The sequence below is a fragment of the Alteromonas sp. M12 genome (genome assembly GCF_037478005.1).
Lineage (GTDB): Bacteria > Pseudomonadota > Gammaproteobacteria > Enterobacterales > Alteromonadaceae > Aliiglaciecola > Aliiglaciecola lipolytica_A.
This window is the reverse complement of the sequence record NZ_CP144164.1, coordinates 2,187,424-2,204,039: the sequence shown is the minus strand read 5'-3', so window position 1 is coordinate 2,204,039 and position 16,616 is coordinate 2,187,424. Positions and strand designations below refer to the sequence as shown.

15 protein-coding genes are annotated in these 16,616 nt (G+C 39.6%); 4 read left to right on the top strand and 11 right to left on the bottom strand.

Going from position 1 to position 16,616, the window contains the following annotated elements:
• Window positions 1–118: 118 nt before the first annotated feature.
• Window positions 119–799: a PilZ domain-containing protein gene (locus VUI23_RS09420; RefSeq protein ID WP_342808018.1), complete on the bottom strand. Its 681-nt coding sequence runs from the start codon at window positions 797–799 to the stop codon at window positions 119–121.
• A 258-nt stretch (window positions 800–1,057) separates the two neighbouring features.
• Here VUI23_RS09420 and VUI23_RS09415 point away from each other — a divergent pair, with 258 nt between their 5' ends.
• The gene (locus tag VUI23_RS09415; protein WP_342808016.1) at window positions 1,058–2,848 is read left to right on the top strand and encodes a PDZ domain-containing protein; all 1,791 of its coding nucleotides are present in this window, start codon (window positions 1,058–1,060) and stop codon (window positions 2,846–2,848) included.
• A 184-nt stretch (window positions 2,849–3,032) separates the two neighbouring features.
• Here VUI23_RS09415 and VUI23_RS09410 read toward each other — a convergent pair whose 3' ends face one another.
• From VUI23_RS09410 to yejK, 4 genes are all read right to left on the bottom strand, one after another.
• Complete coding sequence (locus VUI23_RS09410) at window positions 3,033–3,434, bottom strand: hypothetical protein (protein ID WP_216047644.1); 402 nt, start codon at window positions 3,432–3,434, stop codon at window positions 3,033–3,035.
• Window positions 3,435–3,519: 85 nt separating this feature from the next.
• Complete coding sequence (locus tag VUI23_RS09405; RefSeq protein WP_216047643.1) at window positions 3,520–4,332, bottom strand: M23 family metallopeptidase; 813 nt, start codon at window positions 4,330–4,332, stop codon at window positions 3,520–3,522.
• Window positions 4,325–5,200 carry a 6-carboxytetrahydropterin synthase gene (locus tag VUI23_RS09400; RefSeq protein WP_216047642.1) on the bottom strand — a complete coding sequence of 292 codons (876 nt, stop codon included), beginning with the start codon at window positions 5,198–5,200 and terminating at the stop codon, window positions 4,325–4,327. Before VUI23_RS09400 ends, VUI23_RS09405 begins: the two co-directional genes overlap by 8 nt.
• A gap of 101 nt (window positions 5,201–5,301) precedes the next feature.
• On the bottom strand, window positions 5,302–6,351 hold the full coding sequence (gene yejK / locus VUI23_RS09395; RefSeq protein WP_342808014.1) for a nucleoid-associated protein YejK: 1,050 nt from the start codon (window positions 6,349–6,351) through the stop codon (window positions 5,302–5,304).
• A 122-nt stretch (window positions 6,352–6,473) separates the two neighbouring features.
• Between yejK and VUI23_RS09390 the strand changes: the two genes are divergently transcribed.
• Window positions 6,474–6,698: a DUF1414 domain-containing protein gene (locus VUI23_RS09390; protein ID WP_216047640.1), complete on the top strand. Its 225-nt coding sequence runs from the start codon at window positions 6,474–6,476 to the stop codon at window positions 6,696–6,698.
• Complete coding sequence (locus VUI23_RS09385) at window positions 6,699–8,231, top strand: DUF3413 domain-containing protein (RefSeq protein WP_216047639.1); 1,533 nt, start codon at window positions 6,699–6,701, stop codon at window positions 8,229–8,231. It begins immediately after the preceding gene.
• Between the two features lies 1 nt (window position 8,232).
• On the opposite strand, the gene gmhB is transcribed toward VUI23_RS09385, so the two are convergent.
• The 5 genes from gmhB to VUI23_RS09360 form a co-directional block, all read right to left on the bottom strand.
• Entirely contained in the window at window positions 8,233–8,769 is a 537-nt protein-coding gene (gmhB, locus tag VUI23_RS09380; protein WP_342808012.1) for a D-glycero-beta-D-manno-heptose 1,7-bisphosphate 7-phosphatase, read from the bottom strand.
• Complete coding sequence (locus VUI23_RS09375; RefSeq protein WP_303501915.1) at window positions 8,759–9,583, bottom strand: putative RNA methyltransferase; 825 nt, start codon at window positions 9,581–9,583, stop codon at window positions 8,759–8,761. Before VUI23_RS09375 ends, gmhB begins: the two co-directional genes overlap by 11 nt.
• A 67-nt stretch (window positions 9,584–9,650) precedes the next feature.
• Entirely contained in the window at window positions 9,651–10,412 is a 762-nt protein-coding gene (locus VUI23_RS09370) for an SDR family oxidoreductase (RefSeq protein WP_216047636.1), read from the bottom strand.
• A 112-nt stretch (window positions 10,413–10,524) separates the two neighbouring features.
• On the bottom strand, window positions 10,525–11,664 hold the full coding sequence (locus tag VUI23_RS09365; protein WP_342808010.1) for an enoyl-CoA hydratase/isomerase family protein: 1,140 nt from the start codon (window positions 11,662–11,664) through the stop codon (window positions 10,525–10,527).
• An 11-nt stretch (window positions 11,665–11,675) separates the two neighbouring features.
• The gene (locus VUI23_RS09360) at window positions 11,676–12,833 is read right to left on the bottom strand and encodes an acyl-CoA dehydrogenase family protein (protein WP_342808008.1); all 1,158 of its coding nucleotides are present in this window, start codon (window positions 12,831–12,833) and stop codon (window positions 11,676–11,678) included.
• A gap of 361 nt (window positions 12,834–13,194) precedes the next feature.
• On the opposite strand from VUI23_RS09360, the gene VUI23_RS09355 reads away from it, so the two are divergent.
• Window positions 13,195–14,847: a response regulator gene (locus VUI23_RS09355; RefSeq protein ID WP_216047633.1), complete on the top strand. Its 1,653-nt coding sequence runs from the start codon at window positions 13,195–13,197 to the stop codon at window positions 14,845–14,847.
• Window positions 14,848–14,878: 31 nt separating this feature from the next.
• Here VUI23_RS09355 and kynU read toward each other — a convergent pair whose 3' ends face one another.
• On the bottom strand, window positions 14,879–16,144 hold the full coding sequence (gene kynU / locus VUI23_RS09350) for a kynureninase (protein WP_342808006.1): 1,266 nt from the start codon (window positions 16,142–16,144) through the stop codon (window positions 14,879–14,881).
• Between the last annotated feature and the right edge of the window lie 472 nt (window positions 16,145–16,616).

Sequence of the window (16,616 nt, the reverse complement as noted above, 5' to 3'; positions counted from 1 at the left end):
GATACCTCGTAAATGGAGCAAAAGCTCTGCACATCTTAATTTTATTATTATTAATAGTGATGCCACTCAATTAGGAGTTATCCCCACGACAACGCCCATAATGTCACCCAGTAAAAGGTCAAGCTATCATCAGTTGATGCAACAAACCTTCGACAATTTTTTCTGAAGCCTCGAATTTAACACCTAAGTAAAAACGGGTTTCATCGACTTTTTGATTCATAACTATACCAGTTAATTCGGATATTTTTCCGTCTGGATTTTTAATCGCTAAGGTGATGTGTGTTTTTAGCGCCAATTTTTGTTTCACCAGTTGACGGTCTACTGAGACGCGACAGCCACTTGAAGACAAATCCACTATTAGACCATCAAATAACATCACATCAGATTCAGTTTCTACCACAGTCACAAATACGTGGGCTTGGGCTCGTTGCTCACTTCTCAGTGCATGACACTGAAGTGAAAGCGGAAACGAAGTAAATATATAGTTACCTGGTTTATTCAGTATGACATTAATCTTGACTTTAAATGCGACTACTTCGCCGGCATCTTCTTCGTGAATGTAACGCACGACTAAAACACTATCAGGATATATGACATCCCGTAAATTGCCCCAACGAGCTTCATCAGGAAATTTAATAATTAAACAGCGGCTGCCATCTAAACCAACAAATTCAGTCTTGATTCTTTTAACCCCAGAAGCAGCCATAACTTGAAGATCCAAAGAAAGTCCGGGTCGCATAGCACGCAATTTACGCAAATCCTCCCGCGTTAAGCCTACTTTGTCCTTTAATATTGCCACCTTTTCGAACTCTCCTAAAAGTTACCTTTTGATTGTCATCAAAACCATTAATCCTTACAAGTTGTATGTTTTTTATCATTTAAACTCTGACTCTACAACTTTTAACTGTCATAACTGAGATTAATATCAATGCTTTAACTGCTTTTAACTTAACTCAACAAAGGCTATCGGTTATGCTAAAGATATCTCGTCCCGTCACTTAATAAGTGATTTATCTGGCGGTTGATTAAATCAATAAAACTATAATAGAGCACAACTTTGCAAACATTTGAACAAGTACATTATTCCGTAACTGTTGACTCCATTGCTGGACACACATTCAAAATTATTCAAACCATCAACTTTGCTGATCAAGTTGATATCAAGATAAAGTTACCGGCATGGATCCCTGGAAGTTACATGATCCGAGATTTTGCTAAAAATATAGTATCTCTCAAAGCGTACGACGATAATCAAAACAGTTTAGATATTGAAAAATTAGATAAACAAACTTGGAAAGTAAAAGCTGGCAGTGGCAAGATTCATATCGAGAGTATTGTCTATGCCTTTGATTTGTCAGTAAGAAGCGCCTATATATGCGATGAATATGCTTTTTTTAACGGCACCAGCGTTTTCTTTGAAGTGGAGGGCTACTCTGGCCCTTGCAGCGTTGAGATCAACCTTCCTGCAACAAAGTTGGATACCTGGTCTGTTGCAACAGCAATGTTGGAAACCCAATCAAACAAATTAACCAAGAAATTTAGTGCCGATAATTATCAAACTCTGATTGATCATCCAGTGATAATAGGTGAACTGGATATTACTTATTTCAAGGTGCAGGAGGTTGAATTTGAATTTGTTTTGACCGGCTCTCATCAAGTTGATACCGATAGAATTTGTCGCGACTTGCCAAAAATATGTGAGCATCATTTGGCGCTGTTTAACGAAAACACGCCAATTAATCGTTATGTATTCATAACTTTACTCTGTCAATCTGGGTTTGGTGGTTTAGAGCATAGTCATTCGACTGTTTTACAATTCGCTCGCAATCAGCTTCCAAGCAAAGCACAACAACATAAAATGCCTGACGGTTATCGCACATTTTTAAGCTTATGTAGTCACGAGTTATTCCATACTTGGCACGTTAAACGAACCAAGCCTGCGGAATTTATCGATTTAGATTTAAGTAAAGAAACCTATTCTGAACAACTATGGATTTACGAAGGTTTTACCAGCTACATTGATGATCTCAGCTTGTTGCGCTGTGAATTAATCGATGTGCCTAGCTACTTTGAAGTTATTGGACAAACATTAACCCGACTCAAACGTAATCCTGGTTATCTAAAACAAACGGTTACAGAGTCGAGTTATGACGCTTGGACTCGCTTTTATCAACAAGATGCTAGTGCCGCAAATAATATTGTGAGTTATTACGCTAAAGGTGCAGAAATAGCACTATGCCTAGATTTGTTAATACGCAAAGAGTCAGCCAATCGTTTTACAATTTTCGACCTGTTAAAACGACTTTGGCAGCAATTTGGTTACGTCAATATTGGTACCCAAAACGACTCTATTCAAACGATTTTAAAGCAAAATTTAAACATCAATCTAGATGAATTTTTGGAAACGGCTTTATATACCACAACACCTCTCCCTACTGAGCAATTGTTGGCAGATTTCGGTGTTGATATGCACTACAGAGCAAGAAAAGATGCAAATGATAAAGGCGGAAAACCTGCAGATGAAACCCTCTCTATTGATTTTGGCGCAAGCTTCGAAGCTGCAGCAACGGGCATCTCTATTTTACAAGTTTTAGAAGGTTCACCTGCGTATTTAGCCGGTTTACAGATCAAAGATAACCTAATTGCCATTGAACAATGGCAAGTGAATAAAGATTCTGTATTTACCACGTTAGAAAATTATAGCGAGCAACCAACAGTGAAATTATTTGTGTTCCGTGACGGCAAACTTAAAACGTTTGACATGCCGATTAAAAATGCAGCCAAAGATACAATTTACTTAACGACTTCAAATCTACAAAAACAGGCTTTATGGTTAAACGCTCAGTAAGCCAGTTGTTGTTTGCTCATGTATTAAAAAGAAACACGCCAATTGGCATAACTTCGAATTACCTTAACAAAACGTTTTATGCCACTTGCCAGTGGCTTTAAAACTGCCAACTCTAAACTATTGGCATTTATTTAAACCTGGCTAGGTCGAATGTTCCCAGCAGATTCGCGTAATTGAGATTGAATTACCAATAACCGCCATTTTTATTCACAATTGCCGAAAGCATAAAACCAATAGTGGCACTGCACAAAACCAGACCAATTAAGAAAAATGGCGTAAATTTAGCGATTGCGAATCGTACATTCCGTCTTTCTATGCTGTCGATAACTTCATCTAGATCTGATTCATCGTAGTGATATCGATTAACGATATAGCGAGATGAATCACCTACTTCAGTGAAGTAAAAATGATATTTATCTAATAACTCTCTTAACCGCACGGGATCCATCTTCGTTTGCTTTAATACATCTTCAAAGGCAACGCCGTTTGGTTCAAATCCGTCCAATACTTGATGTATTTTCACCACTTCAGACGCCTTCATGGGTTTGATCCCGATAATCGTACTCATGTCTAAATCGTATTTCATTGCAGAAACCTTTGTTTATGACTCAATACAAAATATATCACCAAAACAAGTTAGCCATGGTACAGTTTTTAGCAAAGATTTTAGTTTATTCAGAAGGTCTTGCAGGGACGAGTAACGCTGGGTCTACTCGTTGATTTTGCCAATTCATTCGCCAATCCAAATGTGCTCCAGTAACTCGGCCAGTGGCACCAATTTCAGCAACCAACTGCCCTTGTTCAACCTGCTCCCCCACTTTCACATGACCTGCATGCAAATGTAAAAAAGTAGAAGAAACACCATGACCATGGTCAATAATCATAGTACCACCCGAATAATACATATCAGGTACCCAGAGTGTCACCACGCCTGCAGCCGGAGCATAAACAGGAGTGCCCGTAGGTGCTGCTACATCGAGTCCAAAGTGCGGTCTTTTGGGTTGTCCGTTTAACACCCGTTGACTGCCATAAACGCCACTAATTGGTCCTTCAGCAGGCCAAATAAACGATTGCATAAAATCGATGCGCGAGTCTCGAAGCGCACGGGCTTTTGCGACCTGTTGGTTATCTAGGCGAATTCTGGCTAACACATCTTCCGGAGGTGTCACCATTTTAGGAGGTAAGCCTTCAATGCGTTGAACATCATATTCACGCTTTTTTAAAATGATATCTTGTTGTTGTTTAGGTTGTTCTGGCGCCTGCCAACTTAGTTCATGCTCAAGGGCGGCATCACGCCCGAAACCAAAAACGAAATATCCTTGTTCCGAAACCTCTAAGCTTTTACCATCCAACCAAACTTGACTGCCTACGGGTGCTTTCCCTCGTATCAGTGCACCTTGCGAAAGCTCCCCTTGCAATTCAATAGCAAAGGCATGAACACTCAATATCAAACCCAAGAAACAACAAAACAACGTTTTAAGCATAAGCGATGGCTCCTTTTCCAACCCCTTCAAATGCGAATACTTTAAAATGACTTTGCGGACTCTGTTGTTTCAGATCCAATGCCATGTATTGGGCTAAACATTCTACCGTAGAGTCGGTGTTAACAATTTCGCATTCAGATTTTGGAATAGCTAATGAAAACTCACCTTGCGAGGATTCATAGGTGAAGAAAAAATGTGTTTCCGTGTTCTCTACTTGTCCAGCTAAAACACTTTGTTGGCCGTCAACAATATCTTCTTCACTCCCTATGTAGATGTCTTGCCATCGTTCAGCCCAATATGCCTGCCACGCTAGATTCAATTTATCATTTTCATAAATCACAACCTTTGAGCGGTGCCCATGAGCAATACGCTGACAGTTACCATCGTGTTTTTTTAGGCCATGAGTGTAGTGATAAAACGGTGTGTCTATTACTTCAGGACGCAAAATTAACTCAATACCATCAACATTGCTTGGCAGATGTGTGGCAATCACTTCTTTTAAATATTGGCCAACAGAATCTATATCTACCTCAGAAGCGTAAACAAAAGCATAAGCTTCTGCAGGACACAACAGATGGATCGACTTACCATTGGGCCGTAAAAAATCTACTTTTACTTCATCGGTATTGGGATCGCGTTTGATCTGGCTAAAAGCATGTTCGGCTGGTACGAGTAATTTGTGATCGACATATTCATCGATAAGAAATTTCAATTCTTTCTTAACTTTTCCGAAGTCTAGCACCATGCTTTCTTCATTAAGTTCACCATCTAAAATCACATCGACAATCCAACTTTCACCAACCATCCCTCTTTGTGCACAAAGATAGGAAAAATCCATTACGGTTAAGTCGTTGACAAAAAGCTGCATAGTGTAAAAAAGTCCTGTTATTTTGATGTTGTAAATATCGTTTTATGATTGCGTCAGTATATCGTATTCAAACTAAATCGGCATGTTTGAACACAACAAAGCTAACTATTATGTCGTGTTAACTGATCTTTCAAATTAGGTGGTACCCCTTTAATCAATAGGGTGTCAGAATTCGCATCGTATTGCACTCGATCGCCATACAAAACTCTATCGAAACTCAGACTAATACCGCCACCTTGACCACTAAACTTGGCAAGGGTTTTTAACGCACTGCGATCGGCCTGAAAGGAAGCTTCCAAAGGCGTTTCTGCTTGTTGGTTAAAATCAACAAAATTGCGACCATCTTCTTGGGGTAGGCTTTGCGACAATTCTTCAATTTGAATATCATCTCCTTGCTCCAATTTAGCTTTATAGTAGTCAGAAACGATTTGCCGTGTTTGCTGCTGCTCTTCTTTGTCTAATTGCTCAGAGGCGATAAACTCGTCTACCGTTTTCAGCAGTTGCTTATTTTGCTGTTTGATATCAACAAGTTCTTCGCAACCGATAAAGTGCATGAAAAAATCAGAGACTTTTCTGCCCATTCGCCCCTTAATAAAACTAATATAACGGTTTTGCTCGGGTTGAGTTTTTAATTGGGTTAAATCGATTCTTACCGCTAATTGCATTTTGGCTAGATCTAGATGATCACTGTAGGTCAATTCTAATCTTTCAGTGATTTCAACGTGCTGTTTAGTATTCAACAACGCAATCATTAAGTATTCGGTGGCTAAAAATTCATAATGGCTGAAGATAACAAAACCGGTTTCCACTGTTGCCATTTCGACCATACTCTTTTTGAGTTTTTCACAACTGGCAACACTAAAATCAATAAAGCTTTCAGGTTCTGCAATCATCGCCAGCAATTCTGAACGAAATTCATCGTTAGCTTTAACCGTATCTTGTTCTGCCGAATCGGTTGACTGAGAAGCTTGATCAATAAAACTACCGACCCCTTTGCCGGGTTTTTGATTGAATACTTGATTAATTTGCTGTGCAAGTGTTTCAATATCTGGAGTGACGTCAAAACAGGTGCTTTTGGGAACAACGGTTAACTCTTGTTGTTCATTAATCCCTAATTGATGTACTACAAAGTGTTGAATAACAGCGCTCATGAAAATCTAACCTTCTAAAAGTTATGGAAAATAAGAAAACCGACTATTGAAAAAACGGCACCTAGTTACTATCTGTTCGAATACTTGTTACTATTCACAAAAATCGGTTTAAAGGTTCAAACATGCCTCAACAATCCAAATATTCAGACGCTCAATTTGAAGCGCTAATGAATGACATCGTATTTGCCCTTGAAAAAAACCAAGCAAATCGAGACTTATCTTTAATGGCGTTGGGTAATGTGATCACCAACATCTTTTTGCATCAAGTAAACGATAACCAGCGCGAAAAAATGGCCGCTCAGTTTACACAAATCTTGATGAAAAGTATCAATGGAAATCAAAAATAAATGATACTCTCAGAAACGCCTCGGCGCATCATGTTAACCAAGCTAGTAGCTTGGGGACATTGGTTTACCCTTTCAAATATTGTCGTTGCTTTGGTGATTGCAGGAATTTACGTTTTTGCATCGCCTTTGCCAGATTCTTTGTTGGGAATAACATTTTTATTAGTCAATTGGGTCAGTCATATTGGCTTTTTAACTTTTTTCGCTTTTGTCATTTTAGTTTTACCTCTGATATATGCTTTCCCTAAGTCTCGGCTTATACGTGGCGCGGCTTCAACGATAGCCGCCATAGGCTTAGCGCTCTTAGCATTTGATGCATTGCTCTACACTAAATATGGATTGCACCTAAATTTCGGCTCTGCGGATCTGATTAAAAGTGAGACTCAACCGGTTATTAATGCATTTGGCTGGCAACAATGGGGGTTTTTACTCCTTTTATTTGTAGTTTGGCTGTCATTTCAACTTATTTTAGCCAATGCTCTGTGGAAAAGAATTGAACGATTACAAAAATTCCGCTTAGGTATGCCCATTAGCAGTGTATTTGTAACCTGTTTTGTATGCAGTCATGCTTTACATATTTGGGCCGATGCAAATCTCTATCAACCTATTGTAAAACAAGATAATTTGTTTCCTTTATCATACCCAGCAACAGCTAAAGCGCTGATGTCAAAATATGGGTTATTGGACATAGAAAATTATAAGCAACGTAAAGCCTTGCAGTTTGATCGAAGTGTCCATGGCATTAATTATCCTGCTAATCCAGTGTATTGCAGTATTAATACCAACAAACAATTTGTTTTACTTATCCAAACTGACGATGCAGATCTGAATCTGCAAAACAGGGCATTAACCGCCTACAACGATCACTATGATTTAAGCTCGAACCACCACTCTTCTCAATTTTCGAGTTTGTTTGGCTTACCGGAAATTTATACGTCGGAGTTAACCAATAAAACCCCACTAATGGTAGAACTTCCTCAAAAGTTAGGATTGCCGGTATTTTTATATTCTGATTTATCTTTAGAAAATTCAAAATTGACTGAGCTAAGCACAAATTTTGAAAGCTTTGTTGCCGCAAGTATTTCCGATAAACCGAAATTAGCCATAGGATTTGTATCCAATGCAAATATTCAACAATTGATAAAATCAGGTGTGTTGAATGGCAACCAAGTGATAATCTCGAAGCTTGCTTCAAATCGAGACGATATTCAGCAAGTGCCGCTATATGCTAATTTCAAACTCGACAAAACCTTATCTAGCCATTTGGACTTCCCTGCTACTGTGTTAGAAAACTTAGGCTGTAAAGCCCTTTCTGATGATTACTCCATCGGACAATCAATGCAGGCACCTCGTCGCAATTGGTTGGTTGGCACTAAAGGCAGTAAAGTCATTGTGATGCAAAACAGCAATCGCATAGAAGTATTGTCTAACGGTAGCTATAAGATTTTTGACCGTGAGACGGGTGAAGAAAGTATTGAGACGCTTAACACCGGACTGTTAAGTCAGGCAATTAAACATTTAATGCATTTTTATTGAGTTACGCAGGGGAAACTCGATTTAAGCTATCAATGCATTCAAATCCAATATTGGTGTCATCAGCGATTTCTGAAGTTGTATAAAGAAAACGCTTGGTGACCCCAGCTCTAGCCGCCGCCAACATGTCCGTCTTGTTATCACCAATCATGAACGACTTTGCCATATCGATATTGTATTTTTGCTTAGCTTGTTCAAACATGCCAGGGTTTGGTTTACGACAATGGCATTGTTGTAAATAATCTCCTTTTGCCTTTAATGGATGATGGGGACAATAGAAAAAATCATCTATCGTGATCCCCCGCGTTGCAAACTCTGACTGCATCCATTTCGATAATAGTAAAAAATCCTCTTCGCTGTAATATCCGCGGCCTATCCCAGATTGATTGGTCACAACCAGAATTAAATAGTCCTGCTGTTGGAAGCGTCTGCACAACGCAAATACATCATCAATAAAGTCGATTTCATCTGGGCGGGATGCATAACCATGGTCAACATTAATGACACCGTCTCTATCTAAAAATAACGCTTTAGATGTCACTATTTTTCCTCAATACTTGAATATCAAATTCCGTTTGACAATCAATCTGGGATTGCAAAAACTGGGCTTTATTTTGTTCACTGGTATGCCAAAAATAAGGCGTCATTTTAAGTAAAGCCAAACGCTGTTCAGGTTGACTAAAACTCAAATCAAAACCAAGTGACTCTCTACTTTGAACCGTGAAATTGTTTGTGTCTACTTGGGTTAGTGTGTGCGGCTTTGATACGTCATAAATGGATTCTTTTAGTTGCTGCAAGTGTTTAGGTCCAGGGTTAACTAGAATCCATAATCCATTTGGCTTTAAAATCCTAGCCACTTCTTGTTCGCTAGAAGGTGCAAAAACTTGAATGACGACATCCAAGCTTTCACTCCCAACAGGAATTTTAAATGTACTAGCAACTGCAAATTGACATGCTTTATGAGTCTTTGCAGCGCGCTGTATCGCCACTTTGGATATATCACACCCTGCTGCAATACATTGATGCTTGGCACTTTCTAATTGTCTGCGTATTTGTTCTAAATAATACCCTTCACCGCAACCTGCATCGAATAAATGTATCTCAGGACTGAGGCATTGGGCTTGAATTAAATCAGCTATACGAGCGATAAGTGGATCGTAAAATCCTTGTTGCAGAAACTCACGACGAGCCAAAATCATATCTTTGTTATCGCCGGGCGCTTTGCTGCTGCGTTCCTGTGCCAACTGCAGGTTTACGTAACCTTCTTTAGCTCTATCATAACTATGTTTAGCTTCACAACGCCAAGTACCACTTTCCAATGACAATGGAAGACGACAAGCTGGACAAATCCACATGTAAAAAGACTACCTTAAATTTTCAGCCAAACTAGATTAAAGCCCAGCGGTTTAGAGAATGGGGGTATTAAACCCTTGTTCCACCATCCAATTCAAGTGTACGCCCGGTAAAATAGTCATTCTCGAATATAAATTTTGCCGCATGGCCCAATTCTTCCACTTCCGCTAGGCGTCCAGCAGGAACGGTAGATAAGAATCGCTCGATCATTTCCGGCCGCATTTGCGCTGCCATGGCGGTGTTCACTAATCCAGGGGCGATACAACCGGTACGAATGTTATAACGAGCTAGCTCTTTGGCCCAAGTCACTGTCATGGTGGCTACCGCTGATTTAGAGGCAGAATAGTTGGTTTGTCCCATGTTGCCACCGCGAGACACTGAAGATAGATTAATGATGACACCAGAGCTGTTGGTTTCAATCATTGTAGAGGCTGCCTCTCGAGCACACAAAAAGGTACCTGTAACATTCACATCAATAACAGATTGAAACTGTTGCTTTGACATTTTATCAACGACTTTTCCATCCTTTATCTTTAACAACATACCGTCACGCATTATACCTGCGCTATTGATTAAGCCATTCAATTGACCAAAGTCATTCTTAATCTGTGAAAACACGTATTCCACATCCGATTCATCGGTAACATTAACAGCGTAGCCTCTAGCGGTTACGCCTAACTCAGAAATTTGTTCAGCTGCAGATTTAACCACAATATCTTGCATATCTAGCATCGCAACATGGGCACCAGCATCGGCGAAGGTTTTAGCCATTGCCAACCCGAGTCCTTGGGCTGCACCTGTAATTGCAATTACTTTATTTTTCAGTTCCATAGTTCACCTTTCAATCTTTATCGTTACAATTAATGACAGTCGAAGAATTTATTACCCCATCACTGTTAAACATTTTTGAGCACTAAGCACAGATTAACAACAATCAATATATTTAACTTGCTAACTGCAAATCATTTAATGGATTCCCATTATTTGGCCACATAGAGGTGAAAAACTGATTAAGTGTTTTTTCATCAACTTCAGCAATATTTGCAAATGCCCATTTTGGCTTACGGTCTTTATCAATTAATAACGCTCTAACCCCTTCTTGAAATTCGCCATAGGTACCGCATCGGCAAGACATAATTAGTTCCATCTGAAAACATTCAGCTAGAGATAAGTCGACTCCTCTGTGAAGTTGTTGAAACACTAAGTGCATCGATATTGGTGAATTGTATGCAATTGCATCTTGTGCTTTTTTGAACCACTTATCATCAGAAATTGAAACTGCTGTTAAAGCATCTATGTAGTCTTGTAAAGTAGTAGTGTCTGCCAAACGTGCTAATAGATCAGCGTGTTTGTGCAAATTACAAACTCCTGAGGTTTGTGCAAATTCAGCACACAGCGCAGTTAAGAGTTGACCATTTTGCGCGAAATTTTCAGTCCAATCAGTAGTTTTGATTTGACGTAAAACCTGCAGTTTATTTTGATGTTGAATAACAAAGTCAGCTAAGTTTGCAAATTTAGCATCGTGACAATTGATTTTCGCCCCTGTGACACCTAAAAACTGCCCCACACCTTTTGGCATTTTATTTAAGAACCAACTACCACCGACATCAGGGTACAAACCGATGGCTGCTTCAGGCATGGCAATCAAGGCATCTTCGGTTACGACTCTATGACTCGCCCCAGCCAACAATCCTAGTCCGCCCCCCATTATGATGCCGTTGCCCCACGCTAAAATAGGTTTCGGATAAGTATGGATTAGATAATCCAAACGGTATTCTTGGCTAAAGAATGTTTCGAGTAATTCAGGAACCATAGCCGGATTATTTTGTTCTGTTTTAGAGTCTTTCATTGCATTGTACATTGAAACCACATCGCCACCGGCGCAAAAAGTGCTATCTCCGCGACTGTCTAGAACCACAATGGCAATGTCGTTATTGTGCTGCCAAGACTGTAATTGTAATAGCAATAAATTAACCATTTCCAAATCTAATGCATTTAACGATTTAGGTCTGTTGAGCGTTGCGATTCCAATAGATTTGCCATTTTTACAAGTCTGAATATCAAAAACTACAGGTAATTCCATAATCTAAACTCCTAAAGGATTTGGCTATCACTGTTTGATAATAAACGTCGACCGATGATGACGCGCATAATTTCATTTGTACCTTCTAAAATTTGATGTACACGCACATCCCGCACATGACGCTCAAGTGGGTACTCTTGAATGTAACCATAACCACCGTGAATTTGTAGCGCTTCATTACAAACTTGAAAACCCACGTCTGTTGCAAATCGTTTAGCCATGGCACAGTAAGTCGTTTTATCTGGGCTTTGGCTATCAATCTTAAACGCAGCCAATCTTACCATTTGACGGGCCGCGACTAATTCGGTCGCCATATCAGCCAATTTAAACTGTAGCGCTTGAAATGCCGCAAGGGGTTTACCAAACTGAGTGCGAGTTTGCATATATTCAGTAGCAGTTTCCAACGCCCGTTGCGCAGTACCAATGGAGCAAGTTGCAATATTTACCCTGCCACCATCGAGTCCCATCATGGCGAATTTAAACCCTTCCCCTTCTTCTCCGAGAAGATTATCAACGGGTATTAAAACATCTTGAAACGTAATCAACCGAGTAGGTTGAGCATTCCAGCCCATTTTTTCTTCTGCTTTACCATAAATGACCCCTTCAGCATCAGCAGGGATCACCACGGCTGAGATACCGCCAGGGCCTTTGTCACCTGTTCTGACCATAACCACCAGAACATCGGTTTCTCCCGCACCAGAGATAAACATCTTAGAGCCATTAATACGGTAATGGTCACCTTCTTTTACCGCAGAGGTGCGCAATGATGCTGCATCTGAGCCAGATCCCGGCTCAGTTAAACAATAGGATGCTAAATGTTCGCCCGTCACTAACGTTGGGCACCAGGCCGACTTGACTGTCTCAGTTCCCCAAGTCGCGATCATCCAAGTGGCCATATTATGAATTGTCATCATTGCTGTGGTGGCAGTGCATCCACTTGCCAATTGTTCAAAAATAAGCGCTGAATCTAAACGACTAAGTTGTAAACCGCCAGCATCTTCAGGGGTGTAAAGAGCACAGAAGCCTAATTCACCGGCTTTTTTAATTACTTCCTTAGGAAAAATATGATGTTTATCCCAATGCGCAGCGTGGGGGGCAAGTTCTTGATCTGCAAATTGTTTCGCTGTATCAACGAAGGCGATTTGATCTTCGGTTAAATCAAAATTCATATGCTAGTTTCCTTTAGAAAACCGATTAAATGGACAGTGTTAATGCTTTGTAAATAAGGTTATCAAAAATCTCACCTTAACGTTAACGTAAATGAAAATCAAATAATCAAATACTGCCAACTTCTGTATACAGTCAACAACATAAACTTGTTAAATGGGGTTATATTGATCATGAATAATCCACTTCTTTACCATTTCAGTAATCCTAGACCAGCCAATATAATGCTGCCAGTTACCGATTTTTCGAACTAATTGGTAAAAAGCCGAGGGATAAATATCTATCCATAGCAATGTACATTGTTATTTTGATACTATGCTTGCTATATTGTCGTAATAAATTGATCAGAAAGAAGAAATTATCGTGGTTGGACCAAAAATCAACATCGCTGTAGTTGAAGATAATGGCATGGCGCGAATTCTTTTACGGAACCATTTGCTAGAAATGGGCTACTCGAATGTCTCCTGTTATATTCACGGCAGAGAACTCAAAAAAGCATTAAAGGTTCGTCAGTTTGATTTGATTTTAATGGACTTTCATCTTGGTGATCATAAAAATGGTGTGGAAGTTATTCAAGAGTTGAATCGTGAAAAGCTGTTAAAAAACACCACCAGTTTAATTTTTGTCACCTCAGACCGGTTACCACTGATTATTGGTCAAATTGTTGATATCCATCCAGATGACTTAGTCATCAAACCCTACACCATCCGTATATTAGAAAAAACCATCGCCAACGTACTAAGAATTCGTAGGCATCTGATGCCAGTGCTAACCCTGATGGATGAAAAGCTTTGGGATGTCGCACTGCAAAAGCTGGAACAAATCGCTAAAAGCAACTCGATACCTAAGTCCCGCACTACCCTGTTAAAGATTCGCGCCAGACTGCTCCTTAAGCTTTCAAGATTTGATGAAGCCACTGCGTTGTATGACAGCGTGTTACAAAGTGCAGAAAATGTTATTTGGGCAAAATGGGGGGTTATACATGCGCAATACTTAGCCGGCAAAATAGAAATCAGTGAAGAATTACTCAAAGACATGCTAGGTGCGCATTTAACCAATGACAAAGCCTGCGAGTGGCTTGCGCGAATTTGTATTGGTAGAAAAGAATATGAAGAAGCCGAAGAGTACATAGACCTAATTAAAGAAAGTGCACTTTCAATGACCGCGGCTAAGCTCAAATCCTATGTTTACCAGTTGCAAAACAAAATGGACAAAGCAATCGATTTGTTGGAACGAAAACGGCTTAACGCAAAAGATATACGTGAAAAATACGCTGAATTATCCTTGGAACTGGCGCGCTGTTACTTATCAATAGCAGAATCTAAACAAGCAAATGAAAGAGCAAACGCGTTGCAAGTAGCCCGATTTTTAATCGGTAATGCAGGACGCAATTATTTAGAAGAAAATCTTGCGATTAAACGTGACTATATGAACATTTTGGTCGCCGTGTTAGAAAATGATCAAGATAAAGCCGTAGCCCTTTTGGAAGAGGCAGACCAAAAAGACTTCACGACCGCAGATGTCCCTACAATGACTGATGCCATAAAGGCATGGTTAGGTGTAGGAGATGAATTGCGAGCGGCTCAAATTCTATTTGATTGTGAAGAAAAAATGTTAGAAACAGAAGATCTAACCGACCAGACCATCTCTTCAATGGTAATTGCACAGCAAGAAGAAGAGTTAGGGGAAAGACGCCCTAGAGCCCTCAAATTTAACAAACAGGGCTTGAACTTACACAATCAGCAACGTTATCAAGAATCCGTAGATTACTTCTACCAAGCCTATCTTCTGTTTCCTAAGGAAGCTGCCTTTGGTTTAAATTTACTGCAAGGGTTATTGGAATCCAATTTAGCGGAATATAAAAAAGCGAAAACATTGCGCCTATTTAATGAGTTAGACAAACGTGAATTAAGCAACAGTAATCGTAAGCGATTGAATGAGATTGGCGGCAGACTCAGCGCTGACAAAGAACGCTTTATCATAAAAGACAACGATAAACTGACCACTCATTCTTAACCCATCATTAAAATTTAAGTAATTAGGCTGTTTAAGTCACCTTACCCTGTTGCTGAAATTCGGCTTTTAAATACTCTTTATTTTGCATGATCTTTTTGAGACTGTGTAATGCTGTGGCAACATTTTCGAAACTAATATACAAGGGCGCAAAACCTAAACGAAGTACCTCAGGTGCACGAAAATCAGCCACAACTTTATGTGCAATAAGTGCCTGACAGATGGCAAATGCGTAGGGATGTGTTAACGCCACTTGGCTGCCTCTCAACTCTGCTGATTGAGGTGAAATACAGGTTAACTCTTGATCTAATTTAAGTGTTTTTAAACCCTGCATAAAAAACGAGGTTAAGGCTTTAGATTTGCTCATTACATCTGACATATCCACTGCCGTAAACACCTCCAATGCAGCGTCCAATATACTCATTGAAATAATTGCAGGTGTACCAGTTAAACATTGTGAAATACTCTTGTCACTTTCAAATGTTGGTGAGAACTGAAAGGGTTGACTATGCCCCATCCAGCCACTCAATGGCTGTTTAAAATGTGATAAATGTCGTTTAGCAACATAAATAAAACCAGGGGCGCCTGGCCCACCATTGAGATATTTATAAGAACAACCCACCGCAAAGTCTACCTGGCAATCGTCAAGTTTTAGATCCAGCACGCCTGCGCTGTGAGCAAGATCCCAAATAACTAAAATTCCTTTAGCATGAGCTAATTTGGTTAACTTTGCCATGTCATGAATGTAGCCCGTCCTATAATTGACTTGGGTTACGAGTAAAACCGCCACCTCCTCGGTAAGTGATTGTTCTATATTATTTGCATTCACCGATTTAAGCTGACAGCGATCTTGACTCAACAAAGACTCAATACCTTGAACCATATATAAGTCTGTTGGAAAGTTATCAACTTGGGATAAAACCGTCGTTCGCCCCGGTTGCTTTGCTAATGCTGCACAGATTAACTTAAACAAATTCACAGAGATGGAGTCACAACATATAGTTTGCCCAACACCTGCGCCTATTAACCGCGCTATTTTTTCTCCTACCGTAATGGGAAGATCAATCCAATGGTGCTTGTTCCAACTGGCAATTAAGTCTCTCCCCCACTGCAATTCAACTGTTTCTAGCGCTCGTTGTTTGGCAATAATAGGCAGTGCGCCGAGTGAATTTCCATCGAGATAAACACCGTTTTCGGGCAATTCAAACTGGCTTTTTAGCGCACTCAATTTATCCGTTGAATCTAATTGTTGAGCTTGCTGATCAATTTGCTTTGCAGGTGAAGATTTAGGACTTGGCATTTATTTACTCAATTTAGAATTGTTTAGTTAAAAGGTTTATCGCATTCAATTTTGATCGTAAAAATCAAACTGTCTAGACTAGAAATACTAGCATTAGTAATAATAAGCATATTTTGCGCAACATCAGTAGTTTACCTTGTTAAAGCTGTTAGCTACTCAGTAAAACTTTTAATGTGAGTCGAAGCTGTTTACCCGACGCTTAACTTTGGCTATTCAGCGGCAAATTAAAGCCCGTTATTTTTGCCCTAAGCTAATCTATTAACCTACCTTCTTGTCATGTTTGCTTTTCATATTTATTCACTCGTTTTAACTGAATAAATAATATCAACTATATTAAATGGGAAATGTTAAAAAGTTGATCTTCTAATTGAGGTAGTTTATTCTCGGCATCAAGTTGACGTATACGTAAACGTAAGCTTTAATTTTAAAACAAACAAAAATATAAACTTGTGACATATACACACTATCGCCG